Here is a 26,029-nt window from a genome sequence, read left to right on the forward strand (position 1 = left end):
TATTTTTGAGAGGCTTATCAATACAAGAGGTTACATTTAGAGACATACAAAAAATAAATATAGAATCTTATCCCTCAATTTATAGCAATTGTAAGCTTGCAAGTGCATAATTTGATGTAAAGTTTAAAATAAATTTGTCCTTTTAGGAGGTTACTATGGAAGATGTATTTGACCCAAAATCCTTAACAATGAGCGTACTTGCTTCACCAAGTATGGCAAATTTTAGTGGCGTTATGCACGGAGGTGAGCTTATGAAGTTGCTTGACCAAGTGGCATATGCGTGTGCAACGCGATATTGTGGCTGCGGTGTAGTAACTATCGGTGTTGATGGTATGGTGTTTAAAAACCCTATCCCAATTGGTTCGCTCGTGATTTTTCTTGCATCAGTAAATTATGTAGGAAGCGTAAGCTGCGAAGTGGGCATAAAAGTTATCAGTGAAGATATTAAAAATCGTTTTGTTACCCACACCAATAGTTGCTACTTTACTATGGTAGCCATTGACCCTAGTGGCAAAAAAGTCAAAATTCCACCACTTACACCTACCACAGAGGAAGAAAAACGCCGTTTTGAAGCTGCTAAAAAACGTAAAGAATTTAGAACCCAAATAAAGCCCTAAATACAAATCATACTATTTTGCACAAGGTTTGGGTTTTGCTCTAAGTATCATTGCTTGTGCCTGTTGGGGTGAAAGACGATTATTCAAATAGTCTTTCATATATGGAAATGTTGTAAGCAATACAGGTAAAATTTCACCCAAATCTTGCATATTTTTTAAAGCTCCAAGCGCATTCTCATCATTATAAAAAATAAACTTATTCAGATTCAAATCAGCCTCCCCCAAACGATAATATACATTGCCATCTGCTATGATTTCAAGAATTTGCGAAGGTAGAATCTCATTGGTTATCAAACCATTTTCTTTATCAAAATACAAATTATATCCACAAATTTCTTGCTTCTCTTGCAATACGCTCAACTTCTCATCAAGAATAAGATTTTGGACATAACAGGCTCTATCGGCTATGCCAAGCAATATAAATCTATCAAAATCAATCAAATACTCCCTACCCCACTCTTTACCTTGAGCATCTTTAAACTGCTTTTGATGTTCAAGATTCTCTATGCCAAGCACTTCTTCTAGCCGTATTTTAAACATTTCAGGTGCGACACCTCTCACGCCTTGTGTTTTATAAGCTTGATATACCAAAGAAAGCATAAAATCTGCTTCTTGCGGACTAAGACATAGTGGGAGATTTTCCTTAAGAGCATTATTTTCCTTTGAAACAATATTCTTAATCCTCTCCATCTCAAAAGGAGCAAGATTTAAACGAATTTTAATATATCCAGCTTCTTCTTTAGGCTTAGCTTCTGTAAATGTGATGCCCAAGAAATTTGTTTTATCCATTTGTTCTAAAACAAAAAGTGCATCTTGATACAAATCCTTATCCTCACTAGAAATTACATCGCTATATTGAGATAGTTCCGATTTAATTAACTGGAGCAATTCATTAAAATACTCCTGATTTTCGCGCGCATTATACAGAGCATAAGCTCCTATAAACATTGATGAAAGATAATTTTGAAATGAATATGGTTCAAAATGATGTTGAAATATTTGAAAATGTTTAAAATCTTTTTGCAAAGAATCTAAAGCCAAAGAAAGATTATTTGCAACATCATTATTCAATAAAGCTAAAGTCAAATAATCAAGCCCATAAAGATAATTTCCCATAAGCGCATTATCATAAACATTTTTATGAGGATTTTGCGCAATTTGTATTAACTCTTGAGCTTTTGGGCTAGAAAAATCTTGTATTTTTGCCATTTCATAAGCATTCTTTATACGTTCTAAATGTAAATACCAATCTTCATTTCCTGTATTTTGTTCCAAACTCGGTAAAAACTCTAAGAGTTTGACTAAGATTCTATCTAAAGGGGCTTGTTCCTTTAAAATTGCGTGATTAAGAAGCATAAAAGCCCTCTGATATACCTCATAATGCTCTCTTGGCAAAAAATCCTTATATTGCGCCAAATCTGCACCAAGTATTGAGCGCACTTGCACACTCGCTGAATGCTCTTCTTTGCTTTGGTTAATTAAATCCAAATGATACAAACCAAAAAGCATCAAAAGTCGCACTTGCATTTGAGATTCTATAATAGTATTAAGCTCTCCTGTGCCTTTGGCTTTTTGATACTGCTGCAAAAGGAGATTCTCTAAAGTATCTATCTCATCTTTATTATTAAGCAATAAAAGACTTAAAGAAATCTCAATTTCCGTATTAAGTCGCTGAAGAATAGGTAACTTCTCATAAGGTTGTGCTCTAGTGCATAACACACTCCATTCTTTTTTTAAAGCAAATACTTCTTCAAGTGTTTTGCTTTGAATCTGATGTGTTTTGTTTTGAAAATATGCTTGTCTAAAAAGTTGGACTATTTCATAACGTTTATATTCTACGGGAATAAATTTATCCCTATCTACGCTCTTTTGCACTTCTTTGGGTAAAAGAGAATGCACTATCTCATCTGTTGTAGAGTTATAAACATTGTTTTCAAAAATCTTATCCATTATTCTCTCAAGACTCTCATTACCCTCAAGCATAAGGGCTGGTTTCTTCGGAGGTGCTTGCTCGGAAATAGCATCTGTAGGCTCATCACTACAAGCTACAAATGTGCCCATAAGCATTCCCAATAATATATAAATGCAGTATTTTTTCATTCTATACTCCTTTTTATTTTGTTTTACTAAGCTGCAATGCAAAGCGATGCTTCTCTTCACCCACTCTTACATATATATCAAGCACTCCCTTTTGTAATTTCTCGGGTGCATATATTATAAAACCACCTTGTGGCGCTTTGTGTGGCAAAAGAGTATTTTTTTGCATCATACTTGATATGATAAGTGCTTTTTTTGCCCTCTCATCATCAAGATGCATTTGCTGCCAAAGCCGCTCTCTGGCAGAAACAATCGCATAATCATACACATAAAATCCACCCATATAACCCCGATAAATAAAGGGCATTCCCACAAGTTGATTCTCTGATATGGGCTTTGGCGGCATATAAAGATGATAAGATTCTATAATAAAGCCATAATTAAAGGAAGTGCTTTTGAGTTCATTATCACTCAATGGATTAATTACTTTGTCATTTTGATACATTTGCACACAATCCTTATCAAAAATCACATTTTGAGAATCAAGATTTTGCACAGAAATAAAAAGTGCTAAAGGTATCGCACTTGAGCCTCCTACAAGGCTTTGCCCTACCTCAAGGCGCACTTTGCTTTTAGGTTTAATAGAATCTATAATTTGCACACCCTCGTGATATAAGCTCACATTCTCTACCTCAAGTTTATAGGTAGCACAACCTTTCCATAAGCAAAAACAACAAGCAATACACACTATATATGCGATTGACTTCATAGCTCTCCTTGCCTAGAATCATAAGCCTTTGCTCAATAATCTAATAATCACTTTCTCTTGCTTTTGCTCCTTCAATACAGAGCAATACGACAGAAAATAAATTTGCCACAACTGCACCCACCACAAGTGCAGTAGCAATTTCAATATCACCATAAACTTGCAAAAATACAAAAGCAGGTATAAGATGAAAATCTGCAACCAAAGAACTTGCAAAAAGTTCAGCAGAAAGACTATTTTTTACGCCAATGCGAAAAGTTGTAGCAATAAAATTAATTGCCGTGGCAATAAAAAGTATCACGATATTACTCTCATACAAAAATCCAAGCGTAAAAGTTAAGCTCATCAAACTAAAAAAAACAAAAAATACCTTACCCCAATCCATTCTTTACTCCTTATAAACGACCTTGCTCATACATTGCGCGCAATCTCTTTTTTTCCTCTTCTTTTTTGAGCTTATTTGTCTCTCGTTGATAATACTCATCAAGATTAAACCCAAACATTAATGCCAAACGCGGTGCAACAAACATTGAACTACAAGTAGCAATAATCACCCCCGCAAGCATAGGAAGTGAGAATCCAACAATAATTTCCCCGCCAAAAAGATAAAGTGTCAGCACGACAAAAAATACAGTTAAAGAAGTGAGAATAGTCCTTGAAAGTGTGCAAGAAACCGCCTCATTAATAACATATTTCATATCTTTTTGACGCTTTATCATCATTTGTTCGCGGATTCTATCAAAAATAATAATCGTATCATTGATTGAATAACCAATAATTGTAAGCAATGCTGCCAATACATCAAGATTAAAATCTACACCTGCAAGTATCACCACACCAGAAACAATAATAACATCATGCACAAGTGCAAGCACACCAGCAAGAGAGAATCTCCACTCATAACGAAAAGAGATATAAATCATCATTGCTATAAGTGCGAATATGAGTGCAATAATACCATTTTGTTTGAGCTCATCACCTACCTTTGGTCCTACAGAATCCACCCTGCGCAACTCAAAATGCCCACTTGATTCTAAAAGGGCAACAATATCGTGTGATATATCTTCATTGACACCCGTAGGAATATATGGAATCTTAAGCAACACTTCTTCTTTAGAACCAAATTCACTTACTTGCGAATTTTTAAACCTCTCATCTTGTGAAAGAAGTTCGCGTATTTTTCCAAGCGGTGCAGGTTGAGTGTATTGAATCTGCACTATACTCCCACCTGCAAAATCAATACCCAAATTAAAGCCTTTTATACCCAAAAGCACAAATGAAGCAATAATCAAAAGCATAGAAATGACAAGCCCATAAGAACTATATTGAACAAAATCATATACTTTTACTTTCTTAAAAACTTCCATTAATATTATCCTTTGTTAAGCTTGATATTTTGCTGTTTTGCGGTTTCTATGGTATTTACAGGCAGCTTAATACCAAACCATAAATTTACATTACCACTTTTAATAATCCACTGCATAATTGCCTGATAAATGCCGTGTGTGCCAACAATAGCAGTAAGGATAGAAGCACTAATGCCAATCCCCATTGTAATTGCAAAACCTTTAATAGCTCCTGTGCCAAAGGCATAGAGCAAAACAGCGGCAATAAGTGTTGTGAGATTAGAATCAAAAATTGCCCTTGAAGCATTTGCATAGCCCATTTCAATAGATTTAGCTATGCTAAATCCTGCGCGCAAAGATTCTCGGATTCTTTCGTTAATGATAATATTTGCATCTACTGCCATACCCACGGTGAGCACTATCCCTGCCATACCCGGCAATGTCAATGAAGCACCAAAACACGCCATAACAGCAATAATAAGCACAATATTAACAAATAATGCCCCAACAGCAATTACTCCTGCAAGAGAATAATAAAACATCATAAAAATAACAACTAAAGCAAAGCCGCTTACAAGTGCAATTAATGAAGCTCGTATAGAATCTTCGCCCAAACTTGGACCCACGCTACGTTTTTCAAGCACTTCCATAGGTGCTGGTAACGCTCCGCTTTTAAGTGCGATTGCTAAATCACTTGCTTCAGCCACACTAAAACCGCCACTAATTTGCCCACTTCCACCACCTATACGCTCACGAATAACAGGCGCAGAATACACTTTCCCATCAAGAACGATTGCCATACGTTTGCCCACATTTGCTCCAGAGAAATCTCCAAAAATCTTTGCTCCTTTAGAATCTAAACTAAAGCTCACAATAGGCTGATTATTTTGGTCAAAAGCTGCCCTTGCATCTGTAAGCATAGAACCATCAAGGATTGGCACAGCTTTAAGCAATATGACTTGATTAGGTTTTGTTTTTTTTGTCTCAAGTTCTTGTTGAATCTTTGCAATTTCTCCCTCAATTTTCATACGTTCTGCAAATAAAGCGTTAGTTTTCTCTTGTGAGGATACAGCATTTTGTGAGGACTCTTTAAGCATAGAGAGTTTTTCTTGAAGATGAGCAAGAGTATTTTCAAGGGCTTGAACTTCAGATGAATGCACAAAAGGCAAAATAACATCATTATACTTTTGCGCTTCAAGCTCACTCATTGTGCTTACTCGTGCATTTCTTTCCTCATCAACAGCCATCATTTGTAAATGAGCAGGCTTGGCTATCAAATCTCGTGCTCTTTGCTCTTCTTCAATCGTTTTAATGCCCGGCAGTTGAACAAGAATATTATCTTTGCCTTGCTGGGTTACACTTGGCTCTCTCAAACCAAATTCATCAAGGCGATTGCGAATTGTGCCAATAGCCTGCTTGAGCGCACTATTTTGAATCTCTTCTTCATATTCTGCACTAAAAACAATAGAATATGTGCCTTTATTTTCATTTATTTCTAAGCCATTGATTTGGGAGAGAATCTTGTCCAACATTGGCTTTTCATCAGTATCTACAAGCTCAAAATTTATCTTATCTTCAAATACTTTTAAATTGTCAATAAGAATATTCTCTTTTTTTGTATCAAAGACAATCTGGGAAGCTAAAGAAGAAAATCGTGCCTTAATCGCCTCTTGCGTTTTGATGCCTAAAAGAAGATTTAATCCTCCTTGCAAATCAAGTCCAAGCGCAATTTTACGACCATTTATATCTGTAAATGTAGGCAAACAAAGAGCAATGCCAACTAATGCCGCAAAAATAAAAGACCATAACCTATAATTTAAGCCTTTATGAGTTCCTTGTGCAGAATGAATGTGTTGTTTTGCCATTAAATATTAATCTTTAGCCTCATCATTTTCATCAAGCTTATATGCGATAAATTCCCGAGAAAGCTTGACGATTGTATCATCATTTAAACGGATACTAAAAAATGTTTTTTCAGGCTTCACAATTTCACATATAAGACCACCGGTAGTGATAATTTTATCACCCTTTGCAAGTGCATCAATCATTTCTTGATGCTTTTTGCGCTTTACATTTGCTGGACGAATAAGCAGTAGATAAAAAATCGCAATAAAAAATACGATAGGAAGTAATGACATTAATGTCTCTTGTGCTCCACCTTGCATAAGCAATCCTTTTCTTAATAAACTTAAAGCGTGGATTCTATCTTAAAATAGTTAAGATTTAACTTTTGTGTGAGAGTTGATTTTATGATTGATTATCAAATACAATGAACCCAAGATACCTGCAATACTTGAAGCAAGCAAAATTGCTATTTTTGATACATCACTTGCTTGAGGTGCGTCAAATGCAAGATTTGAAACAAACATAGACATTGTAAAACCAATGCCTGCAAGCATTCCTGCACCAAGAATATGACTCCAAGATACTCCTGCTGGACGCGAAGCAATTTTGCATTTCTCACATAAAAAAGTTAAACTTAAAATACCCAAGGGCTTACCCACTACAAGTCCAAATATAACCCCAAGCATAATATGGTCAATATGAAAATTTACTTCCGCACGAATATCCACGCCCGCATTAGCAAAAGCAAAAAGAGGCATAATAATAAACGCACACAAAGGTTGCAAAGCGTGCTCTAAGCGCAAGAGTGGATTTTGCACTTTTACAAAATCTCTCCCTGCTTCATCAATCGCGCTCATTTGCTGCGTATCAAGCAAAATATTTTTGCGCTCTTTGTCTTTACTCTCAAAAATTTCTATCATCTGCTGAACAACCTGAATGAACTCTTTGCTTTCAATTTTTGGCTTTACAGGGATACAAAATGCTAATGCCACAGCCGCAATGGTTGCGTGAATCCCACTATGATGCACACAAAACCACAGCAAAATACCAATTCCTATATACACGCCCAAATGACGCACTCCTAAATGATTGATATAGGTAAGGAATAGCAAAATCCCCACCGCTGCACCCAAATATACAAAATGTAAGCCTTCGGGTGATGGATAAAATACCGCAATAACGACAATCGCGCCTAAATCATCAGCTACTGCAAGAGTTACAAGAAACACTTTAAGAGCTAAAGGCACGCGTTTGCCAAGTAGCAAAATCACCCCGAGCGCAAAGGCAATATCCGTAGCCATAGGGATTCCAAAGCCGTGATATGATGGAGTATTCATATTAAAGGCATAATAAATAACACCCGGCACAATCATACCACCTATCGCACCTATAACAGGAAAGGCTGCTTTTTGGAATCCTGATAAATCTCCAAAGAGCAATTCGCGTTTAATTTCAAGCCCAACCATAAGAAAAAAAATAGACATTAGAACATCATTAATCCAATCGTGAATGCTAAATCCATAAAACCCCCCCGCAAAGCTAAAACCGAAAGGTTGCTCCCAAAACTCCTTATATATATCCGATAAAGGCGAATTTGCTACAACCATTGCACTCACTGCGCAGAAAAATAAAAAAATACCACTAAAAGATTCTGCGCGAATAAAACTACTCAATGCTTCTGAAATTCTATTTTGCTTTGCTGCCACTTTTACTCCTTAATGCTCAATCAAATGATACTTTGTGTTTCCTTAAGTTTTTGAATCTCATCTTCTTCATTCATACTCTCAACCCGATTCTCTTGTTGAGTTGTGCTAAGATAAACTACTAAAAGCCCAAGAACCGCTGCTATTGATGATGCTACAAGAATGGAGATTTTAGACATATCAACACTCATTATATCGTCTTTATAGGCAAGATTTGCTACAAACATAGACATTGTAAAGCCAATACCTGAAATCATACCTACAGATAAAATATGCAAATAATTCAAGTCTTTTGGACGCGTAGCAAGATTTAATTTCTCCCCCAAAAAGCAAAAAAGCAATACTCCAACAGGTTTGCCTACCACTAAACCCAAAATTGTCCCAAGCATAACGCTATTTAAACTCACATCAATATTGCCATCAAGAGTTACACCCGCATTAGCAAAAGCAAAAAGAGGCACAAAAAAATAAGCGCACAGAGGTTGCAGAGCAATTTCAAGACGTATAAGTGGATTTTGCGCATAGCGGGAATATGTGCCTATGGTATCTAGCATATGAACAAGTTGAGAAGTTTTTGCCATATCAATCTTTTTTTCCACATCTTGATTGCCAAATATAAAATTTCTAATATTTTTAAAACTTCCTCTCCAAAAACCCACTTTCTCCGATTCGCGCGCATAGACTACATCATTCCAATCATTTGTGGCTACTTTCATTCTCTCAAACTCTTTGAGCATATTAATAAAATATTTTTTATTAACACGTGTGCGCCCGGGAATTGCCATTGCCAAAATAACTGCTGCGATTGTTACGTGAATCCCGCTATGATGCACACAAATCCATAATAAAATACCTACCAAAAAATAAAGTGAAAGATGTTTTGTATCACGATAATTAAGATAGATAAGCACTCCGACAAGGATTAAAGAAGCATAAATCCATTGCATATTGATATTATCAGAGTAAAAAATTGCAATTACAGAAATTGCCCCCAAATCATCGGCTACTGCAAGCGTTACAAGAAAAATCTTTAGAATCTTGGGCACTCTATCCCCAAGAAGCATTATAAGTCCAAGCGCAAAAGCTGTATCTGTGCTCATTGCCACACCAAAGCCACTCTCATATGCTGTGCCAACATTAAAATATGAGTATATCATTACAGGACATATGATACCCCCAAATGCTGCAAGAAATGAGAAGCTTACTTTTTTAAACCCAGCAAGCTCGCCATAGAGCATTTCGCGTTTCATTTCTAAACCCACAAGCAGAAAGAAAAATGACATTAATACATCATTGATAAAATCCTGCAAGCTTACTTCAAATTGTGAATCGCTAAAAAATGCACCAAATTCACTATGAAAAAAAGTGAAATACATATCTGCATATGATGAATTTGCCACAAGCATAGCTGCTCCAACACAAAATGCAAGCAAAACTCCCCCAAAAGATTCGTGCTTGATAAAACGATTGAGATTGTCTTGAAGTCTGTCTTTTACATATGAATGTCTGCTCGGCGTAATCTTTGCTTCTGACATAAAAATCCCTCTACAAAATAATGAATAAGATAAAATGTATGTGTTTAGAGTTATAGCCACGCTATAATGAAAATGCCATTATACTTTATTTGTGCTAGGCTAGTCAATAAGTAAAATATTTTTTCTTAAAATTTTATAAGCTTACTTCATAAAATTGTTCATCACCATTTTTAAGTGGATATACAATAAAACCTCTGACACTTTTTGCGTGCTGTTTCTCTTTTTTATTAAGCGAAAATAAAAATCTCATATACTCTCGGATTTGTTCTTCTTGCGCACCTATATTAGTTGCGCTACTTTTATAATCAAGAACAATCCACTCTTTTTCATCATACAAAAGTGTATCTATACGATATAAATGTTCTTTGGCAATATAGCTTACTTCACACGCGATATGTTTGCCTTTTTGTATCTCTATGAATTTTTTGCTTTGAATACAATTTATCGCATATTGTATCGCTTGAGTAATGCTTGAGAGAGGAAGTGCAAACCCATAGCGATTATACAAAATACTTTGTATGTCTTCTTGTGGATTCTTATAGCCTAAATATAATTCAAACACACTATGTAAAGCATATCCAAACATAATATTGCGCCACTGCTGCACATCAAAAATACCTTTATGCTCATCTTTTTCGTGCTTAATAAAAGCACTTTGTCGCCCAAAAGATGGCATATTGTGCATAAGCACTCGTGGGCTGTGAAGTGAAGACATATCTTGTTTGCTTTGTTGTGTAGAAATATGTGTTATCTCATCATAACAAGGAGTAAGATTGAGAATCTCAAAAGCACTTTTTTTATATTTTTGCACCACACTTAAACCATACTTTGCACGAGTAAAAGCCACATAAAGCACATTATACTCCTCTTGTTTTTTGCGGACATTGTGTGCTTGGAGTGCTTTTTGATAATCTTTATCAAAGCTCTCTCGCTCGCGCATTTTATAATACACCTGCTTTATTTGTGTATTCTCATACTCATATATAAATACTTCTCCACCACGTTTAGGCTCGCTTAGCCTATCACACAAAATGACATATTCAAACTCTAAACCTTTTGATTTATGAATCGTCATAATTTTTATACCTTTATTATTCTGTATTGGTGCATCGCATACCATTTGGGGCAACGCATCTAAAAATTCTTCAATGCACATATAATCAAAGCTAAGTTCTAAAAATTTCATAGATGCTACTTGAGCAATATCTAGCTCTTCAATAAGTAAAAATATTGCCTCCGAAGGTGACGTAGTGGAAGGAAGCATAAGTGCTTTAATCTCATCAATAAATCTATCAGAGCCCATATAGGGCTTGCCAAGAAGTTTAATCATCTTTTTTTCATAGAGTTTTTTTGCATTCATTAATTGCTTATAAAAATCCACATTATCATCTCCATTTTGAATCTGTGAATGCAGCAAAATAAACTTAAGGGCACAAATAAGAATTTTTACCTCTTTTTGTTGAAAAAGTGAGGAGTTTGTTTCAGTAATAATATCTAGATGAGGAATGTGCGTATTTATATATTCTTTGAGCGATAAAACATCATCATTTTTAAAAGTCAAAATAGCTATATCATCTTCGTTTGCCCCATTTTGCAATAAGGTTTCAAGTTCAGCACATATTTGTTTATGCAGTCCCAATTCCTCATCATCTATACATTGAGGCAATACCCTCACATAACCATTGGGCTTTGTATGAGATTGTGTGTGTGGATAGCGTTGCGGCAGATAATGTGAAAAACACGATTGGAATACATCATTATTAAAAGCAATTACACGCGGGCTTGAACGAAAATTATAATCAAGGTTTTCCTGATGAAAATCTTTTATCGCTTCCTCAAATAACCCTGCAAAACTTCCGCGAAACATATAAATACTTTGCTTCTCATCGCCCACTATAAAAATACTTCTATCGCTAATACGCCCCTCTCCTGATTTTATTTCATTTATGATAGGTTGCAGAATCTGATATTGCATAAGGCTTGTATCTTGAAATTCATCAAGTAAAATATGCGTGATCTTTTCATCAAGGCGAAAATAGAAAAAATCACGTTCTATATTTTGGCAAAGCAATTCATAATTTTTAAGCATCACATCATCAAAGCCCAAAAGGTTTTTTGTTCTTATTTCTTGCTCTTTTGCTTGTTTAAATATATCAATAAAATATTTAATCCACGCAAATATTTTGTGCTCTCTTTGAATAAAATAAAGCTGCAAAAGTTTGAGTATTTCCTCACGCACATCATTAAATTGGCTTAAATCTATTTTTTTAAGATAGTGATGTTCATTCCAATCTAAAAGCATTTTAGGATTCTTACATATGCTTTGAATATCTTTTTTGTTAAAAAGATTTTTAGCACTTTGGCTTACTTGAGGTTGTGTAAGAAGAAATTGATAAATAATGTGCATTTTTTCTACTATTAATTTTTCTATATCTTCTACTTCCAAATGTGCAGTTGTAGATGTAGAAGAAAGGGTTTGAACAATCTCATTTGCAAACATATAAAAATCATAAAGCATAGACAAAAACTTTGTAATCTTTATCTGATGATGAAAACAAAATATAACAATCTCACGCATATCCTCCAAAGAAAGCGCACTCAAAAAACGTTCATTGATATTATCTTTACTCACATTACCTACTCCAAAATGCGAAGAAATGCCAACATACCAACAAAATTTCTTTAACACAGCGTGAAAAAACGCATCAATAGTCGTAATGCGTGGGTTAGCTTGCATAAATTCATAATAAATACTTTCAATTTTATCGCGCAAAACCTCATCGCTTAAACCCTCTTTGAGAAGCGCATTATAAATATCAATACCTTTTGTATCTTTGCCCTGTATAAAAACATACAGAGATTTGAGGTAATCGTGAATTCTCTGGTGCATTTCTTTAGAAGCTTTTTTAGTGAAAGTCAAGGTGAGAATCTGATGAGGATTCGCTCCTTGAAAAAGAAGATAAATAAAACGCAAAGAGAGATTAAAAGTTTTCCCGCTACCAGCTGAAGCCTTAAGGGCAAAAAAATCCTTTTTAATGTTTCGCACCAATATCCTTTTGCATTAATTTATATGCGTATTATAAGCTAGAAGATATGAATTTTTTATAAATTTTTAACCTTGATTACACTTTACTAAACTTTTATGATACAATAGCACTTAAATCTATCACAAAATATTATTTTTAGAATCCAAGGAGTTATAATGTCAAAAAGTCTTTATGATACGCTTGAAGTAAATGAAAATGCTTCAAATGATGAAATTAAAAAAGCTTATCGTAGGCTTGCGCGCAAATATCACCCTGACATCAATAAAGACACAGGAGCAGAGGAAAAATTTAAAGAAATCAACGCTGCCTATGAAGTGCTAAGTGATGAAAACAAAAAAGCTCAATACGACCGCTTTGGCGATGCAATGTTTGGTGGGCAAAACTTCCACGATTTCTCTCGCGCACAAGGGGGTAATGTCAATCTTGATGATATACTTGCTTCCATTTTTGGACAAGGCGGTGGATTCAGTGCAGGAAGTGGAAGTGGATTTAATTTTAACAGAGGCGCTGGCTTTGGAAGTGGCGGAGACTTTGGTTTTGGTGGGTTTAATGCTCCGAATCTTGATATACAAGAGAATATTCAGATTCCATTTGAAAGTGCAGCTCTTGGTGGAAGCTATCATTATAGTGGGCGTAGTGGGAGCTTTGATATTAAAATTCCTGTGGGCATTAAAAATGGTGAAACTATCCGCCTCAAAGGCAAAGGTAGCACACATAATGGACGCAGCGGTGATTTGCTCCTCAAAGTGCAAGTTTTACAATCAAATGAATATGAACTTGATGGTGATGATTTGAGTAAAAGCTTTGATGTGCCTCTTAAAACTGCACTCTTTGGTGGCAAAATCACATTGCCAACGCTTTATCAAGACATTACCCTAACAATCCCACCCAATACCAAAAATAACCAAAAATTCCGCATTAAAGGTAAAGGTATCAAAAATCGCAAAACAAGCATTATGGGAGATTTATATCTCAAAGCAAATATTATTTTGCCTCACACAGAGCATTTAAGTGATGAGCTTAAAAATATGCTCCAAGAGCAACTTCCATAAATATATAACATCATCAAGGAGGAATTATGTATAGTTATGACGAACCTGTTTATCTTATCAGCGTAGTAGCGAGAATCTTAGAGATTCACCCTCAAACTTTGCGCCAATACGAAAAAGAAGGACTCATTCAGCCCGGGCGCACTGATGGCAAAATGCGCTTATATTCTCAACGCGATATTGACAAAATTAAGACGATTCTTAAGCTTACGCGTGATATGGGTGTAAATCTCGCTGGAGTAGATATTATCCTCCGCCTTAAAGAAAGACTTGATGAGCTTGATAAAATGGCTGAAGACTTACGAGAAGACCTTGCTAAACATAAAGGAAGTAGCAGAGTGCTTAAAACAAATGAAAGTTCTTATGAAATTATTTTATTTCAAAAAAACAAAGTGTCTCCTTGCTAAATCTCGCGCATTTACTCCGCCCTGTTTCTTTGCAGGATTTTATTGGGCAAGAGCATATCATTGCTCCTCATACACCACTTTTTAAAATGCTACAACACAATTCAATTGCGCATTGCTTTTTTTATGGACCACCCGGCAGTGGCAAAACTACACTTGCTCAACTCATTGCCAAAGAGCTTAAAAAACCATTTGCAAACTTTAATGCTACGACTTTTAAAATTGAAGAATTGCGCAAATATATCAAAAATTATGAAGGAAGTTTGTATCAACCGCTGATTTTTATTGACGAAGTGCATCGCCTCAATACATCACAACAAGAAGTGTTATTGCCAATTATGGAATCTCATAGTGCCATTATCTTTGGCGCAAGCACTTATAATCCATTTCATTCACTTACCAATGCTATTCGCTCACGCAGCTTTATCTTTGAGCTCAAAGCTCTTTCCGTTGCACATTTAGAGCAGATTCTCAAAAATGCCATTGCTTATTTGTGGGAACAACATCATTTAAAAATAGAACTTGATGAGGAAACAAAAACCTATCTTATCACTTCAAGTGCAGGAGATGCGCGCGCTATGCTTAATCTCCTTGATGCTGCGTGTGATAGTCTAAGTGAAAAAGAATCTCTTATTACTTATCACACTTTACAATCTCTGCGCCCCTACACTCTCCACGATGGCTCAAGTGAAGCCCAAACACATTATAGCCTTATTAGTGCGATGATTAAATCCATACGTGGAAGTGATGTCAATGCAAGTATTTATTATCTTGCGCGTCTTATTGCAGGAGGTGAGAATCCAGAATTTATTGCGCGGCGACTTGTCATTTTAGCAAGTGAAGATATTGGAAATGCTAATCCAAATGCACTCAATCTCGCTACAAGCACAATGACAGCAGTGAGCAAGATTGGTTATCCCGAATCTCGTATTATTCTTTCTCAATGCGTGATTTATCTTGCCTGCTCACCCAAAAGCAATACCGCTTATAATGCTATTAATAAAGCTTTAGATTCTATTAAAAAAGGTTGTGTGCTTCCCGTGCCAAAACACATTATGCCAGAGGCTCAAAAATATCTCTATCCACACGATTTTGGCGGTTGGGTAGAGCAAAGTTACTTAGAAGATGTCAAAGAGCCTTTAGAATTTGTAGAATCCACAACAAAAGGCTTTGAAAAAACGCTTAATGAATGGCTGAATAAAATAAAAAACAAAAGAGAGAGAAATGATTAAACATATACAAATAAAAATCTATATTATATTTCTTTGTCTAGGGGCTATGCAAATCTTTAGTGCAGAAATTGATGTCAATCCTGACAAACGAGGTTGGCATATTGAACTCAAACGTATAGCAGCAAATCTAAGTTCAACTTCAATACGAGGACAAGAGGAATATGCTGAATTTTCAGATAGTCGTATAAAGGGTGATTCTCAACTTATCGCGCAAGGCTTCTTTGACTTAGGGCTTGATTTTTATGCGCCACGTTATGTTGTATTTAATTCTGTTCTTGCCGAGTATGGACGCACAATTCTTGTAGTTGATAACAAACAACGGATAAGTAACACTACACTTGATAGAATTCTCCTCTCTACTGACTATACACATAGAATCTGGTATGTCCCTACATTCGTTGGAGGCTTTGAAGTAGGTCCATTTTTTAAGCTTAATTATCAAAGTGGATTTGAAAATAGACATCAAATCATACGATTTAATATGGGAATGAAACTCTTTGATGGGGTATATATTAAGGATTTACATTTAAATGCCTTTAGCGAAAAAAATTTTACTCTTAAAGTAGAATCTGAAAATTATGGCTGGGAAAGTGGTATTCGCCTTGAATATAAATTTAACGAAGACACAAAATTTTATTATTTTACTAACTTTCGCCATTATCTTTATAGCTCTGCTCCAGAAAGCTATAATCCCCTCTATCAACTTGAAATAGAAGCACGAGTAGATACCAAACTCTATAAAAAACTTGCCATTGCGCCTTTTATAAAATATTATGCGCTGCAAGGGCGTCATATCTCACAAACTGGAAATAACCTTTTTGTTGGATTCTCTCTTTCATTTGGATACACCTTTCTTGATGCAACCAAAAAACAAGAGTTAATGCCACTTTAGCTTATTTTTATATTTAAAAGATTTTTTTCTTACATTATGTTATAATCCTTAGTAAAATGTTTGCGGTAATTGCATCTCAACTTATAAATAAAAGCTTAAAAGAGGATATAAAGTTTTTATGAGCTTACTTATCACTTATTTTTTACTTGCAGTTAGTATTTCTTTTGTGTGTTCAATATTGGAAGCTGTATTATTTTGCGTTACGCCACCTTTTATGGAAAGCTATCCTAAAGTTCGTCCAAAAAGTGGCAAGATTTTGCAATACCTTAAAACAAATATTGATAATGCTATTGGGGCAATACTCATTGTGAATCTCTTTGCCAATACCGTGGGAGCAGCGGGCGTAGGTGCGCAAGCAGTAGAAGTTTTTGGCGAATCTTGGCAAGGCGTAGTAGCATTTGTAATGACTATGAGTATTTTATATATTTCAGAGATTGTGCCTAAAACTATTGGGGCAACTTATTGGAAATCTCTTATTTTGCCTGCTTGTTATGTCATTTTAGTGCTTTATTGGATTACTTTTCCACTCGTATATATTTCCCGCATTATCACACGATTACTTAAGAATAATCAAACTCACCAAATGAGCCGCGATGAAATATTAGCAGTTATGGAACTAGGAGAGAAAAGCGGTTCAATCAACGAACTAGAGGGCGATATTTTAGAGCATCTCATAGAACAAAAATCACTCAAAGTTAAAGATATTATGACGCCAAAGGAGCACATATTCGCCCTTGATGAACAAACAAGCATTAAAGAAGCTATCAAAGCAACAAAAGAACATAAATATTCGCGTATCCCGCTTTATGTGGCGATACCGAGCAATATTTGTTCAGTCGTATATCGCAAAAATATTTTACGCGCAATGCTCAATGGCAAAAAGAAAAAATGTTTAAAAGATTTCGCCAAGGACATTACTCGAATAGAAGAAAATGTGAGTTTGCTTGATTTATTGGAACAATTTATCAATAAAAAGGAACACTTATTTATGGTTGTAGATAAAAGAGGTAACCTTGTAGGAATCGTAAGTCTTGATGATGTAATCAGTGCTACCTTAAGTGTCGGCAACATTCAAAAGGACTAGAATATGGAATTACTGATTTTATATTGCATAATAGCCATTGTTGTGTGTTTTGTATGTTCAATTATGGAATCTGTCTTTCTCTCTATCACACCCTCATTTGTTGCAAGCTATGAAAAGAGTAATCCTAAAATCGGCGCGTATTTAAGACATCTCAAAAATAATGTAGATGATGCTGAAGGGGCAATTTTAGTGCTTAATACCTTTGGTGTTACAGCTACTTCCACAGGTGTGGGGATTGAAGTGGCACATATTTTTGGCGCAGAGTGGCAAGGTTTTAGTGCGGTGCTACTTACGATTGTGCTTATTTATGCCTGTGAAATCTTCCCCAAAACTTTAGGGGCAACTCATTGGAAAAGTTTTGTGCCTGTCGTAACACTAAGCATTCACTATCTCCTTAAGATTACCTTTCCTTTTGTGTGGGTAGCTAAGCTCATCACGCGTTTTGTTAAACCCAAAAAAAGCAGTAACCCCATAAGTCGCGAGGAGATTCTCGCTGCAAGCCAAATTGGGCAAAAAGGTGGTTCAATTACCACGCGTGAGCAAAATATTATAGAAAATCTGTTAGAGTTAAAAAATTACCAAACCCTTAACATACTCACACCTAGAAGTGTTGTATTTGCATTGCATCATAATATCACAATCAAGGAGGTTTTAGAACTTGAGGGCATTTATCAGCACTCTCATATTCCTGTTTATGGAGAAAGCGTAGATAATATCATCGGCATTGTCTCCGCAGTAGATATTTTAGAAGAAGGTATTAAGAAAGAAAAAGATAAGAAAATTTACGAGCTTATGTGTCCTGTACATACCATCTCGTTTGATATTTCTGTTTTAAACCTACTCAATCTCTTTATGAACAAAAAAGAGCGTTTTTTTGCTGTGCAAGATGCTTATGAACAGCTTATTGGCATTGTTACACTAGAAGATGTGATTGAAACACTTTTAGGTGAGGAAATCATTGATGAATTTGACAAAACCCCTGATATGCAAAAACTTGCAAGAGAAAAGATAAAAGGCTATCGCTTAAAATATATTAGGAAACTTAAATAGTTCTTTTATTATTGTAATACCCGCTGTGCTGGGCTTGTTAGGATTGTTGAGATTCATAGGGTCATCTCCAAAGGGTAAGTAAAATTTTTTCATCTAAATTATAGTGATTGATACCTTGAGATTCTAAAGCTTCTCTAGTTTTTTGTTTAAAGATTTCAAGAAATTTATCTATTTCTGCCTTTTTTTACGAAAGAAGGAATAATACATATTGCTCCTTGTCTTTGCGTCAAACCAACCAAAAGGTAATTTTTGTTTTTTCATATCATAAAATATAAACACATAAAAAAAGAGGAGGTCTAAATCTTACCACCAATCCATATTCTCCATAATAGAGATACATTGTCTTTTTGAAGAAAAACTGATAGGTTTGCACAATAAAATAATCATTATAGAGAACTATTTTACGCTGATTGTTGAAAATAACCTCATTCAGACAAAAAATAAATCCCCATATCATTAATGCTGTAAATGAAAAAAAGTATGGTAGCCCACTCTTTCTTGATAGCTTCAATCAACTCCATTAGAGAAGTCGTCATATATAAACCATACAATATACCAAAACTAAAAAATATCATAATGATGTTGATAAATTTTTGCAAGAATAGCATTGAGTAAACCCCTATTAATATAGATATAAATACTGCTAAAATCCATTCTCCAGCAATTACTCCTACAATAACACTTATTGTGATTGCAACTCCCCCCAATATAATATTTTCTGTTGCATTTAAGTCGTCATTGCTAATATTAAGAACCATACCTTTAGTTCCATCTTTTATATTTAACAACATTTTAACCGAGTTTCCCATACCTCTTGTTGCGATACTTGTTATAATAATGTCCATAGCATTTAACGCTTGAAATAAGTAATTTGTTAATTTTTCTTTATCAAGTATAGTAGTTGTATCTATACTGGGCAGAGTAACTTCTTCTCCTTTGTGCTGTTTGCCCATATCTGTATCTTGCAAACAAACTGCTTCGTCTGTATGTTTGTCAATAAAACAAGTTATTGAAATATCAAACTCTATTGCATTTTCTTTCATACTCTTTTCCTTTTTAAACCCAAAAGGCTCATTTTAGTGTGATGTGCCATATCAAATCCGCTCTGCTCGTTGATTGTTTCTGTAAGGAGTTTTTTATGAGTTAATCCAACTAGATTAAGCCCAACAAGATGATAACATAATATAAAATCTGTATGTTTTATAACATAAAAAAGCCCTGCAAAAATATTATGTCCTATTCCCAAACCTGAAGCAATGCCAATGTTTTGCATATCAATACATATATTGCCATAGAATCTATATTGTAAAACAAGTTTGTCCTTATACACAAGGATTTTTCTTAATAAATATGGCTTACTCATTATAAAACAATAAAGTGGCAAAGCCAATATGCCTATATTTTGTGAAAAATAGGCAAAAAGAATTAAAGATACACAAAAAAGAAAAGAAACTACTGCCCCATAGAGAAATAATATCCTCTGATACCATTTTTGTTGGTATGCACATTCACAGACAAATAATGACTTATCTTGTATGATATATTCTTGTCCAGCTTTATAAAATATAAACATATAGACTAAAAGATATATACATATTATCATAAACATAAAATTTGCAAAATCCACACAATAGAGTTTAAAAAATAAACCAATTCCAAAAGCATTAAGAGTAGATTCTGCCGCTATAAAACATATCGCAACCGCCAAGAATTGCACCACAATAAAAGAACGATTGTATATTCTTGCACATTTTGCATTCAAACTGGTTGTGCCTAATCCATTAAAAAGAAATGTGGTATAAGGAGCGTTGGTGTTCATTATTCCTCTCTCATTGTTCTATTTAATCCAAATTGACTTGCATAAGAGATGTTATCCACATTAAAGCCAAGTTTTTGATAAAGTGCTTCTTTGAGCTGTGTTTTGTTCTCCAATCTGCCCAGCATATCATTATCAATATTACCTAAAATCTGATAAGTTTCAATCGCTTTCTTTTTTTTATTAAACTTTACTCTCGCAAGTGTTTGATTAACTCCTATCCCAAGTCCCTCTCCAACTAAAGCAAGATTTTGCAAATTAAGCGTAATATCACCATAGATTCTATATCTTACTATGAGGCAATCCTCATATAATAAAACCTCTTTAAGTAAAAATGGTTTAGCAAAATATAAATACCAAAGCCACAGACTAAAAATAACAAGAAACAAGCTTAAGCTAATTAATAATCCAACAAGATAAAATAAAGTCAAAAATACAAGCCCACTATAATCATAAAATTTTATGCGTTTTTTGCAGATAAGTAAAGCCTTTGTTGAATCTCTTTTTCTTTGAGTGTGTCCATTTTGATACAAAAGTATATTAGCATACAAAAAAATCACACAATATAATCCAAAGCAAATATTTAAAAGTGTCAAAAAAGTAGGGGGAAATGGGTATTTAAAGCTATGAATTAATCCTACAATACCTAAAACAAGAGGAGCATAATTTAAAATAATAAATATATAGCGATGAGTTATCCGTTCTTTTTGAGTGCCAAAGCTATTAAGTAACAAAGGGTCAAAATCTTTCATACTCTTTTCCTTTTTAAACCTAAAAGGCTCATTCTAGTGTGATGTATCCAAACACCCCACTTACTCCAGCCATTAAAGTATCTGCAAGATTACCTTGATATTCTAGTAAGTTTGTATGAGATTCTATGACTAAAGTTGAAGTATCATCATCATTAATAATTTCTTTAGCTGTAATGTTAGAATCTTGGTAAGTGAAAGGTTGAGTAGGATTGTTTGGGTTTGTAGATTCTAATTGCTTAGTAGATTCCGTAATGTTTATAGAATCCTTTGTAGATTCTGCAGTTTGCTTACCAAAGTTAAGTATATCATTTTCATTTTGCTGTTCTTTATTTATCATATCAAAAGGACAATCTACAATACAAGCAATCGCCATAACTTTTTGTTTGGTTTCAGGATTATAGAATACAACACTATTATTTGGACTATAAGGAGCATTAGGGTTAGAATTAATCATACCAAACTCTGCACTTGTTCCTTGTTGATTTCCAAATTTTAGAGTGAAACCTAAATTTGATTGTCTTTCATCGTTATTCATTGTTTATTCCTTAAATTAATAAAGACTAAATTGCTTTTGTAAATCATAAGGCAAAGAATTTATATCTACACCTTGCAACTCTAAGGCTTCTTTGGTTTTTTTGATGAGAAACTCGTGTAAATAAGACACATCATATAAACTTCATCATAGAGTTTGGGAGAGAGATAATAATCCCAAGCAATAAGGCGAATAATGCAATAAGGTTTTAGTCGCCAGAGAAAATAAAAATATTTACTTTTGATAGCTCCTAGAGGGAAAATTGTAATTAATCTAGGTGGTGTGGTAGGGTATAATCCTAGGCTTTTAAAATGTGTTACAATGCCCACTTCCCCAAACTTAAAGAATCCCTTTTGCATTCTAAACCAATTTCTACGCTCAAAGCCTATGCCTTGATTTGTGATGTAGATTTTATTTTTTCTTGTATAAAATAAATAATAAGAGCTGAAAGCAACACCTCCCCAAAATAAGCCTAAAAAAATAAATATTACTAAATTCATTTCGTTGTCGAAAAAGATTTGTGTAAGCCCAATACTTCCAATAAGAGCAAAAATAAAGGTAGAACAAAGTATGAGATAATCCCACCAACTAGGATTATGTTTCACCTCAAAGACTATCTTATCTTTTGAATCAATATTATTATTTACATTATAAGAAGCATTAGGACTAGAATCTATCGCTCCAGCTTTTATATCAAATCCTTTATTCTCTCCCATCACTCCGCCTTAATCTCCCCACCTTTAACTATAAGTCCTTTAGAATCTATCACTACTTCTACTCCACCAGCTTTAATAATAACACTCTCTCCTTTAGCAGTAATAGAAGTGTCTCCTACTTGGTGAAGGATTTGATTACCTGCTGTGGCAGTAAGATTACTCTTAGATTCCATATCGGTATTATCTGCAATAAAAGAAAGTTCTTTTTGTGTTTCAAACGAAGCAGATTCTTTACCAAAGAATAAGATATTGTCTTTAGCATTAAAATTCATTTGAGATTGGGTAGAGAGATTACATTCTTTCACACTCTGTATATCTAATGTCCCCTCTACCACATCCCTCTTATTCCCTTCTACCTTCCTCCTCTCATCTTGTCTTATACTTGTATAAAGACTTCCCTCTATCTCTACTTCTTTATCCTCTCCTACATACTCATTACTCTTCTTTGCAATCCTTACTTTATTATCTACTCCTACATTTAAAGTATGACTTAATCCTACTATGGTATCTTTTGATAAAGCTACATTGGTATTGTATTCTCCTCCTACACTGACTATCTTTGCTAAGTCTATGGTTTGAGTATGAATCTTTTTAATCCTTTCAGTATAAGTTCCCTCTACTAGAGAATCTTTATTATTCTGTATGCTTTGAGTAAAATTATGTTTAATGAGTTCTTCATAATCTTTTTGTGCCTGAAGATAAATCTGTTCTTGTTCTTTTATATTAGAAAGAGTAAATTCATTCAATCCAGATTCTATTGTATGAGAGTGTGTATACTCTGTATTGCTTTGTGGAATATTAAGAGTTCTTGCACTCAAACTGATTTGATGAGCATTCAAAGGTAAAGAGGGCAGGGCTTTATTGCTTTGGTTATACAGACTGCCACTAATATAAGGTTTATCTATATCATCATCAAAGAAACTCACAATGACTTCATCTCCAATTCTAGGAGTATGATACAAGCCTGAACTTATACTTGCAAGGGGAGAGCTTACCCTAAGAAAAGGAGAGTAATGGTAGCAGCATTCTTTCTGTTGTGTTCTTATGAGAGAATTCATCTATTTATCTCTCCTATCCACCTTAGAATATTTCCTTTCTCATCTATTTCTACTTCTAAGTCTTTGTATTTGTTATAAAATCTAGGAGCTAGGATTTCATTGAAGTATTGTGTGCCTTTGGGGGTAATATCAATCCACACATTATATCTACTCCAACACTTAGGATTATCCCAAAAAGTTTCTTTTGTGAGATTTTTATCACATTTTGCATTCCATTCAAAATATTGCTCATTATCAATAAAATGTGTTTTAAAATGCTCCCAAGATTCATTGCAAGATTGCTTATAAGTAGAAAGATTATAGATAGAATTTATACTTTCTTCATAGCTTGAGCCAAACTCTATATACCCCGCTATAAACGCACTCTCTATAACATTAAGATATTCTTTTTCATAACATACTAGAAATTCACTCATCAATACTTCATCAATCTCGTGCCATTCATACAATAACTGATTGTAAAGACTAAATTCCATTAATTCCATCATATCCGCCATACTCGCATTTGGATATGCTATGAGGTATATATCTACAAGATTCACATTTGTGCCTTGCAAAGCCTTATCATTTCTCCACTCACCAAAAAGACGATGAGTTTTAGAATCTATCATTTTATATCGTTTTGGTTTCATTGATTTCATACTTTTTATATTCTAAAACACACGCCCAAATCCAAGCTATCGCCATACATAAAGCAACGGATTAATTCAAAAACAACTAAATCTCATAACGCGCAATTTTATGTCGTAGCACCTCTACATTCATACCTAGTATATCACTTGCTTTTTGCAAATCATTATGAGTTTCTTTAAGTGTTTGGATAATCAGCTCCTTTTCTAGCTCGCCAATGCCTTGTTTGTGTGATGTATTTGCACCAAAAGCTTGATTGCGAGATTCTAAAAATAAATCTTTTGGACTTATCTCCTCTCCCTCACTTAAGATTCCAGCCCTTTCTATCACCGAAAGCAGCTCTCGCACATTCCCATACCATTCATATGCAAGCAACGCTTCTTTTGCCTCCTTAGAAAATCTCTTCTGTCCTAAGCCATATTGCATACACACAGATTCTAGTTTCCATTCACTTAATGGCAAAATCTCCTCCTTGCGCTCTTTAAGCGGTGGAATGGACAAAGGTATCGTTTGAAGTCTAAAAAACAAATCCTCTCTAAACTCGTTTTTTGCAATCTTAGCTTGTATATTAGCATTTGTCGCAGAGATAAAGCGCACATCAATTTTAATAGGCTTTGAGCTACCAAGTCGTGTTACACTTTTTTCTTGCAAAACACGCAAAAGCTTTGCTTGAAGAGCTAGGGGCATTTCTCCAATCTCATCTAAAAATACACTGCCTCCATTAGCATCTTCTAAAATACCCGGTTTTGCACTTGTGGCATCTGTAAAAGCACCTTTTTCATACCCAAAGAGTTCAGATTCCAATAAATGCTCGGGAATTGCCGCCATATTGATGGCTATAAATGGTGCATTGGCACGATTAGAGTTTTTATGGATAAAGTTTGCAAACACATCTTTTCCTACCCCACTCTGCCCCAAAAGCAACACACTTGCGTCAGTTTTGGCAACTTTGAGTGCAATATGTTTTACCTCTTCTAGCTTCGGAGAGGTAGCAATAAAATCATTAACAAGATTCTGCAATTTGTGTGTGGTTTGAGAATCTTGAGATTTTGAGGGATTTTGAGTGATTTTATGAGCCTTAAAGCTTCGCTCTATAGCTTCAATCAATGTTTCTATCTCAAATCCCTTAACAAGAAAATCTTTCACGCCCAAACGAATAGATTTAATAGCATTTTGCACAGAAGCATTGCCAGTAATGACAATCGCCTCATATCGCCCATTAAGTTCTTGCAAGAAAGCTAATCCGTCCATTTGAGGCATATTAATATCAGTAATCACAAGCTCAAAACTCTCATCAAGCTTTTTTAGAGCGTCTTTTGGATTCTTGAAACTCACAATCTCATATTGCGGATAATCTTCAAATGCAGTTTCTAATGACTTGCGATAATTAATATCATCTTCTATAATTGCGATTTTCATACTCTCCCCTTTGCTAAGATTTGCAATATAATACTTTTATCAACTAGCTTTGCTTTAATTCTTGTAGGTGCAATTTCAAAGCTCACACGCGAACTTAGAGCATTATTTCTACCCTTTGTAGATTCTCTAACATATACTTGATAGGTGTAAAAACACTCTAATACTTGCTCTTTTTCTTGTTTGAGAATAGAAGTGATAAAATAAGGCATATCGTCCATAATAGGATACCTACTTGCATCAATCTCACATTGTGCAGCGACTTTATAGCCTTTTTCACCCTGATAATTCATTGCGTGAGATACACGATAACGTTCTCCTAATGCAACATTATCTTTGCTTATCATTTTGTAAGAGATAAGCAGCTCTACTTCAACACCATCAAAAGATTCATCGTAAGGAATATTATCAAGCTCATTTGCTCCATTAAGTATGCCTATGCACAAAAGGAATATCAAGAATCGCCCACGCATAAGAATCTCCTCACTCCATTCTTGCAATC

At 34.7% G+C, this 26,029-nt stretch carries 25 protein-coding genes; 7 read left to right on the forward strand and 18 right to left on the reverse strand.

The window, feature by feature from the left end; all coding sequences use genetic code 11:
- Nucleotides 1-155: 155 nt before the first annotated feature.
- Nucleotides 156-617: an acyl-CoA thioesterase gene (locus OQH61_RS05710; RefSeq protein ID WP_266026374.1), complete on the forward strand. Its 462-nt coding sequence runs from the start codon at nt 156-158 to the stop codon at nt 615-617.
- A gap of 12 nt (nt 618-629) precedes the next feature.
- Here OQH61_RS05710 and OQH61_RS05715 read toward each other — a convergent pair whose 3' ends face one another.
- The 9 genes from OQH61_RS05715 to OQH61_RS05755 all read right to left on the reverse strand — a co-directional run bounded on the left by OQH61_RS05715 (nt 630) and on the right by OQH61_RS05755 (nt 12,895).
- Complete coding sequence (locus tag OQH61_RS05715; RefSeq protein ID WP_266026375.1) at nt 630-2,717, reverse strand: hypothetical protein; 2,088 nt, start codon at nt 2,715-2,717, stop codon at nt 630-632.
- 13 nt (nt 2,718-2,730) lie between these two features.
- Nucleotides 2,731-3,423, reverse strand: coding sequence for a hypothetical protein (locus tag OQH61_RS05720; protein WP_266026376.1), 693 nt, complete (start codon nt 3,421-3,423; stop codon nt 2,731-2,733).
- A 40-nt stretch (nt 3,424-3,463) separates the two neighbouring features.
- Nucleotides 3,464-3,805, reverse strand: coding sequence for a DUF6394 family protein (locus OQH61_RS05725; RefSeq protein ID WP_266026377.1), 342 nt, complete (start codon nt 3,803-3,805; stop codon nt 3,464-3,466).
- Between the two features lie 10 nt (nt 3,806-3,815).
- A complete protein-coding gene (gene secF / locus OQH61_RS05730; RefSeq protein WP_266026378.1) occupies nt 3,816-4,787 on the reverse strand; it encodes a protein translocase subunit SecF in 972 nt (323 codons plus the stop codon).
- Nucleotides 4,788-4,792: 5 nt separating this feature from the next.
- Nucleotides 4,793-6,631: a protein translocase subunit SecD gene (gene secD / locus OQH61_RS05735; RefSeq protein WP_266026379.1), complete on the reverse strand. Its 1,839-nt coding sequence runs from the start codon at nt 6,629-6,631 to the stop codon at nt 4,793-4,795.
- 6 nt (nt 6,632-6,637) lie between these two features.
- Nucleotides 6,638-6,931 (reverse strand): preprotein translocase subunit YajC, encoded by a 294-nt coding sequence (gene yajC, locus OQH61_RS05740; protein ID WP_266026380.1) that lies wholly within the window; start codon nt 6,929-6,931, stop codon nt 6,638-6,640.
- A 51-nt stretch (nt 6,932-6,982) separates the two neighbouring features.
- A complete protein-coding gene (nhaA, locus tag OQH61_RS05745) occupies nt 6,983-8,317 on the reverse strand; it encodes a sodium/proton antiporter NhaA (RefSeq protein ID WP_266026381.1) in 1,335 nt (444 codons plus the stop codon).
- A 20-nt stretch (nt 8,318-8,337) separates the two neighbouring features.
- Entirely contained in the window at nt 8,338-9,849 is a 1,512-nt protein-coding gene (nhaA, locus tag OQH61_RS05750) for a Na+/H+ antiporter NhaA (RefSeq protein ID WP_266026382.1), read from the reverse strand.
- Between the two features lie 133 nt (nt 9,850-9,982).
- Nucleotides 9,983-12,895 carry a RecB-like helicase gene (locus OQH61_RS05755; RefSeq protein WP_266026383.1) on the reverse strand — a complete coding sequence of 971 codons (2,913 nt, stop codon included), beginning with the start codon at nt 12,893-12,895 and terminating at the stop codon, nt 9,983-9,985.
- Nucleotides 12,896-13,051: 156 nt separating this feature from the next.
- On the opposite strand from OQH61_RS05755, the gene OQH61_RS05760 reads away from it, so the two are divergent.
- The 6 genes from OQH61_RS05760 to OQH61_RS05785 all read left to right on the forward strand — a co-directional run bounded on the left by OQH61_RS05760 (nt 13,052) and on the right by OQH61_RS05785 (nt 18,607).
- The gene (locus tag OQH61_RS05760; RefSeq protein ID WP_266026384.1) at nt 13,052-13,948 is read left to right on the forward strand and encodes a J domain-containing protein; all 897 of its coding nucleotides are present in this window, start codon (nt 13,052-13,054) and stop codon (nt 13,946-13,948) included.
- Between the two features lie 26 nt (nt 13,949-13,974).
- Nucleotides 13,975-14,352: a heat shock protein transcriptional repressor HspR gene (locus OQH61_RS05765; RefSeq protein WP_266026385.1), complete on the forward strand. Its 378-nt coding sequence runs from the start codon at nt 13,975-13,977 to the stop codon at nt 14,350-14,352.
- The gene (locus OQH61_RS05770) at nt 14,346-15,581 is read left to right on the forward strand and encodes a replication-associated recombination protein A (RefSeq protein WP_266026386.1); all 1,236 of its coding nucleotides are present in this window, start codon (nt 14,346-14,348) and stop codon (nt 15,579-15,581) included. Before OQH61_RS05765 ends, OQH61_RS05770 begins: the two co-directional genes overlap by 7 nt.
- Nucleotides 15,574-16,473: a hypothetical protein gene (locus tag OQH61_RS05775; protein ID WP_266026387.1), complete on the forward strand. Its 900-nt coding sequence runs from the start codon at nt 15,574-15,576 to the stop codon at nt 16,471-16,473. Before OQH61_RS05770 ends, OQH61_RS05775 begins: the two co-directional genes overlap by 8 nt.
- 118 nt (nt 16,474-16,591) lie before the next feature.
- Entirely contained in the window at nt 16,592-17,557 is a 966-nt protein-coding gene (locus tag OQH61_RS05780; RefSeq protein ID WP_266026389.1) for a CNNM domain-containing protein, read from the forward strand.
- Between the two features lie 3 nt (nt 17,558-17,560).
- Nucleotides 17,561-18,607: a CNNM domain-containing protein gene (locus OQH61_RS05785; protein ID WP_266026391.1), complete on the forward strand. Its 1,047-nt coding sequence runs from the start codon at nt 17,561-17,563 to the stop codon at nt 18,605-18,607.
- A gap of 425 nt (nt 18,608-19,032) precedes the next feature.
- Here the strand turns inward: OQH61_RS05785 and OQH61_RS05790 are convergent, their stop codons facing one another.
- The 9 genes from OQH61_RS05790 to OQH61_RS05830 form a co-directional block, all read right to left on the reverse strand.
- The gene (locus OQH61_RS05790) at nt 19,033-19,650 is read right to left on the reverse strand and encodes a hypothetical protein (protein ID WP_266026393.1); all 618 of its coding nucleotides are present in this window, start codon (nt 19,648-19,650) and stop codon (nt 19,033-19,035) included.
- On the reverse strand, nt 19,647-20,426 hold the full coding sequence (locus OQH61_RS05795) for a hypothetical protein (protein ID WP_266026394.1): 780 nt from the start codon (nt 20,424-20,426) through the stop codon (nt 19,647-19,649). Before OQH61_RS05795 ends, OQH61_RS05790 begins: the two co-directional genes overlap by 4 nt.
- Complete coding sequence (locus tag OQH61_RS05800; protein WP_266026395.1) at nt 20,426-21,175, reverse strand: hypothetical protein; 750 nt, start codon at nt 21,173-21,175, stop codon at nt 20,426-20,428. Before OQH61_RS05800 ends, OQH61_RS05795 begins: the two co-directional genes overlap by 1 nt.
- Before the next feature lie 28 nt (nt 21,176-21,203).
- Nucleotides 21,204-21,710 (reverse strand): hypothetical protein, encoded by a 507-nt coding sequence (locus OQH61_RS05805; RefSeq protein ID WP_266026396.1) that lies wholly within the window; start codon nt 21,708-21,710, stop codon nt 21,204-21,206.
- Nucleotides 21,711-21,790: 80 nt separating this feature from the next.
- Nucleotides 21,791-22,423 (reverse strand): hypothetical protein, encoded by a 633-nt coding sequence (locus OQH61_RS05810; protein ID WP_266026397.1) that lies wholly within the window; start codon nt 22,421-22,423, stop codon nt 21,791-21,793.
- Nucleotides 22,423-23,481: a bacteriophage T4 gp5 trimerisation domain-containing protein gene (locus tag OQH61_RS05815; protein ID WP_266026399.1), complete on the reverse strand. Its 1,059-nt coding sequence runs from the start codon at nt 23,479-23,481 to the stop codon at nt 22,423-22,425. The genes OQH61_RS05810 and OQH61_RS05815 overlap by 1 nt, the downstream gene beginning before the upstream one ends.
- Nucleotides 23,478-24,113 (reverse strand): hypothetical protein, encoded by a 636-nt coding sequence (locus OQH61_RS05820; protein WP_266026400.1) that lies wholly within the window; start codon nt 24,111-24,113, stop codon nt 23,478-23,480. The genes OQH61_RS05815 and OQH61_RS05820 overlap by 4 nt, the downstream gene beginning before the upstream one ends.
- An 85-nt stretch (nt 24,114-24,198) precedes the next feature.
- Entirely contained in the window at nt 24,199-25,530 is a 1,332-nt protein-coding gene (locus OQH61_RS05825) for a sigma-54-dependent transcriptional regulator (protein WP_266026402.1), read from the reverse strand.
- Entirely contained in the window at nt 25,527-26,000 is a 474-nt protein-coding gene (locus OQH61_RS05830; protein WP_266026404.1) for a hypothetical protein, read from the reverse strand. Before OQH61_RS05830 ends, OQH61_RS05825 begins: the two co-directional genes overlap by 4 nt.
- Nucleotides 26,001-26,029 lie beyond the last annotated feature (29 nt).

Origin of the sequence: Helicobacter sp. MIT 21-1697 (assembly GCF_026241255.1) — a bacterium.
Lineage (GTDB): Bacteria > Campylobacterota > Campylobacteria > Campylobacterales > Helicobacteraceae > Helicobacter_C.

Bases quoted from the DNA above. Each gene is read 5' to 3' on its own strand.
- OQH61_RS05795 (WP_266026394.1), bottom strand. From the start codon at position 20,426: ATGAACACCAACGCTCCTTATACCACATTTCTTTTTAATGGATTAGGC.
- secF (WP_266026378.1), bottom strand. From the start codon at position 4,787: ATGGAAGTTTTTAAGAAAGTAAAAGTATATGATTTTGTTCAATATAGT.
- OQH61_RS05820 (WP_266026400.1), bottom strand. From the start codon at position 24,113: ATGAAACCAAAACGATATAAAATGATAGATTCTAAAACTCATCGTCTT.
- OQH61_RS05790 (WP_266026393.1), bottom strand. From the start codon at position 19,650: ATGAAAGAAAATGCAATAGAGTTTGATATTTCAATAACTTGTTTTATT.
- OQH61_RS05780 (WP_266026389.1), top strand. From the start codon at position 16,592: ATGAGCTTACTTATCACTTATTTTTTACTTGCAGTTAGTATTTCTTTT.
- OQH61_RS05760 (WP_266026384.1), top strand. From the start codon at position 13,052: ATGTCAAAAAGTCTTTATGATACGCTTGAAGTAAATGAAAATGCTTCA.
- secD (WP_266026379.1), bottom strand. From the start codon at position 6,631: ATGGCAAAACAACACATTCATTCTGCACAAGGAACTCATAAAGGCTTA.
- OQH61_RS05810 (WP_266026397.1), bottom strand. From the start codon at position 22,423: ATGGGAGAGAATAAAGGATTTGATATAAAAGCTGGAGCGATAGATTCT.
- yajC (WP_266026380.1), bottom strand. From the start codon at position 6,931: ATGCAAGGTGGAGCACAAGAGACATTAATGTCATTACTTCCTATCGTA.
- OQH61_RS05805 (WP_266026396.1), bottom strand. From the start codon at position 21,710: ATGAATAACGATGAAAGACAATCAAATTTAGGTTTCACTCTAAAATTT.
- OQH61_RS05715 (WP_266026375.1), bottom strand. From the start codon at position 2,717: ATGAAAAAATACTGCATTTATATATTATTGGGAATGCTTATGGGCACA.
- OQH61_RS05765 (WP_266026385.1), top strand. From the start codon at position 13,975: ATGTATAGTTATGACGAACCTGTTTATCTTATCAGCGTAGTAGCGAGA.
- OQH61_RS05725 (WP_266026377.1), bottom strand. From the start codon at position 3,805: ATGGATTGGGGTAAGGTATTTTTTGTTTTTTTTAGTTTGATGAGCTTA.
- OQH61_RS05785 (WP_266026391.1), top strand. From the start codon at position 17,561: ATGGAATTACTGATTTTATATTGCATAATAGCCATTGTTGTGTGTTTT.
- OQH61_RS05825 (WP_266026402.1), bottom strand. From the start codon at position 25,530: ATGAAAATCGCAATTATAGAAGATGATATTAATTATCGCAAGTCATTA.
- OQH61_RS05720 (WP_266026376.1), bottom strand. From the start codon at position 3,423: ATGAAGTCAATCGCATATATAGTGTGTATTGCTTGTTGTTTTTGCTTA.
- OQH61_RS05830 (WP_266026404.1), bottom strand. From the start codon at position 26,000: ATGCGTGGGCGATTCTTGATATTCCTTTTGTGCATAGGCATACTTAAT.
- nhaA (WP_266026382.1), bottom strand. From the start codon at position 9,849: ATGTCAGAAGCAAAGATTACGCCGAGCAGACATTCATATGTAAAAGAC.
- OQH61_RS05800 (WP_266026395.1), bottom strand. From the start codon at position 21,175: ATGAAAGATTTTGACCCTTTGTTACTTAATAGCTTTGGCACTCAAAAA.
- OQH61_RS05815 (WP_266026399.1), bottom strand. From the start codon at position 23,481: ATGAATTCTCTCATAAGAACACAACAGAAAGAATGCTGCTACCATTAC.
- OQH61_RS05775 (WP_266026387.1), top strand. From the start codon at position 15,574: ATGATTAAACATATACAAATAAAAATCTATATTATATTTCTTTGTCTA.
- OQH61_RS05710 (WP_266026374.1), top strand. From the start codon at position 156: ATGGAAGATGTATTTGACCCAAAATCCTTAACAATGAGCGTACTTGCT.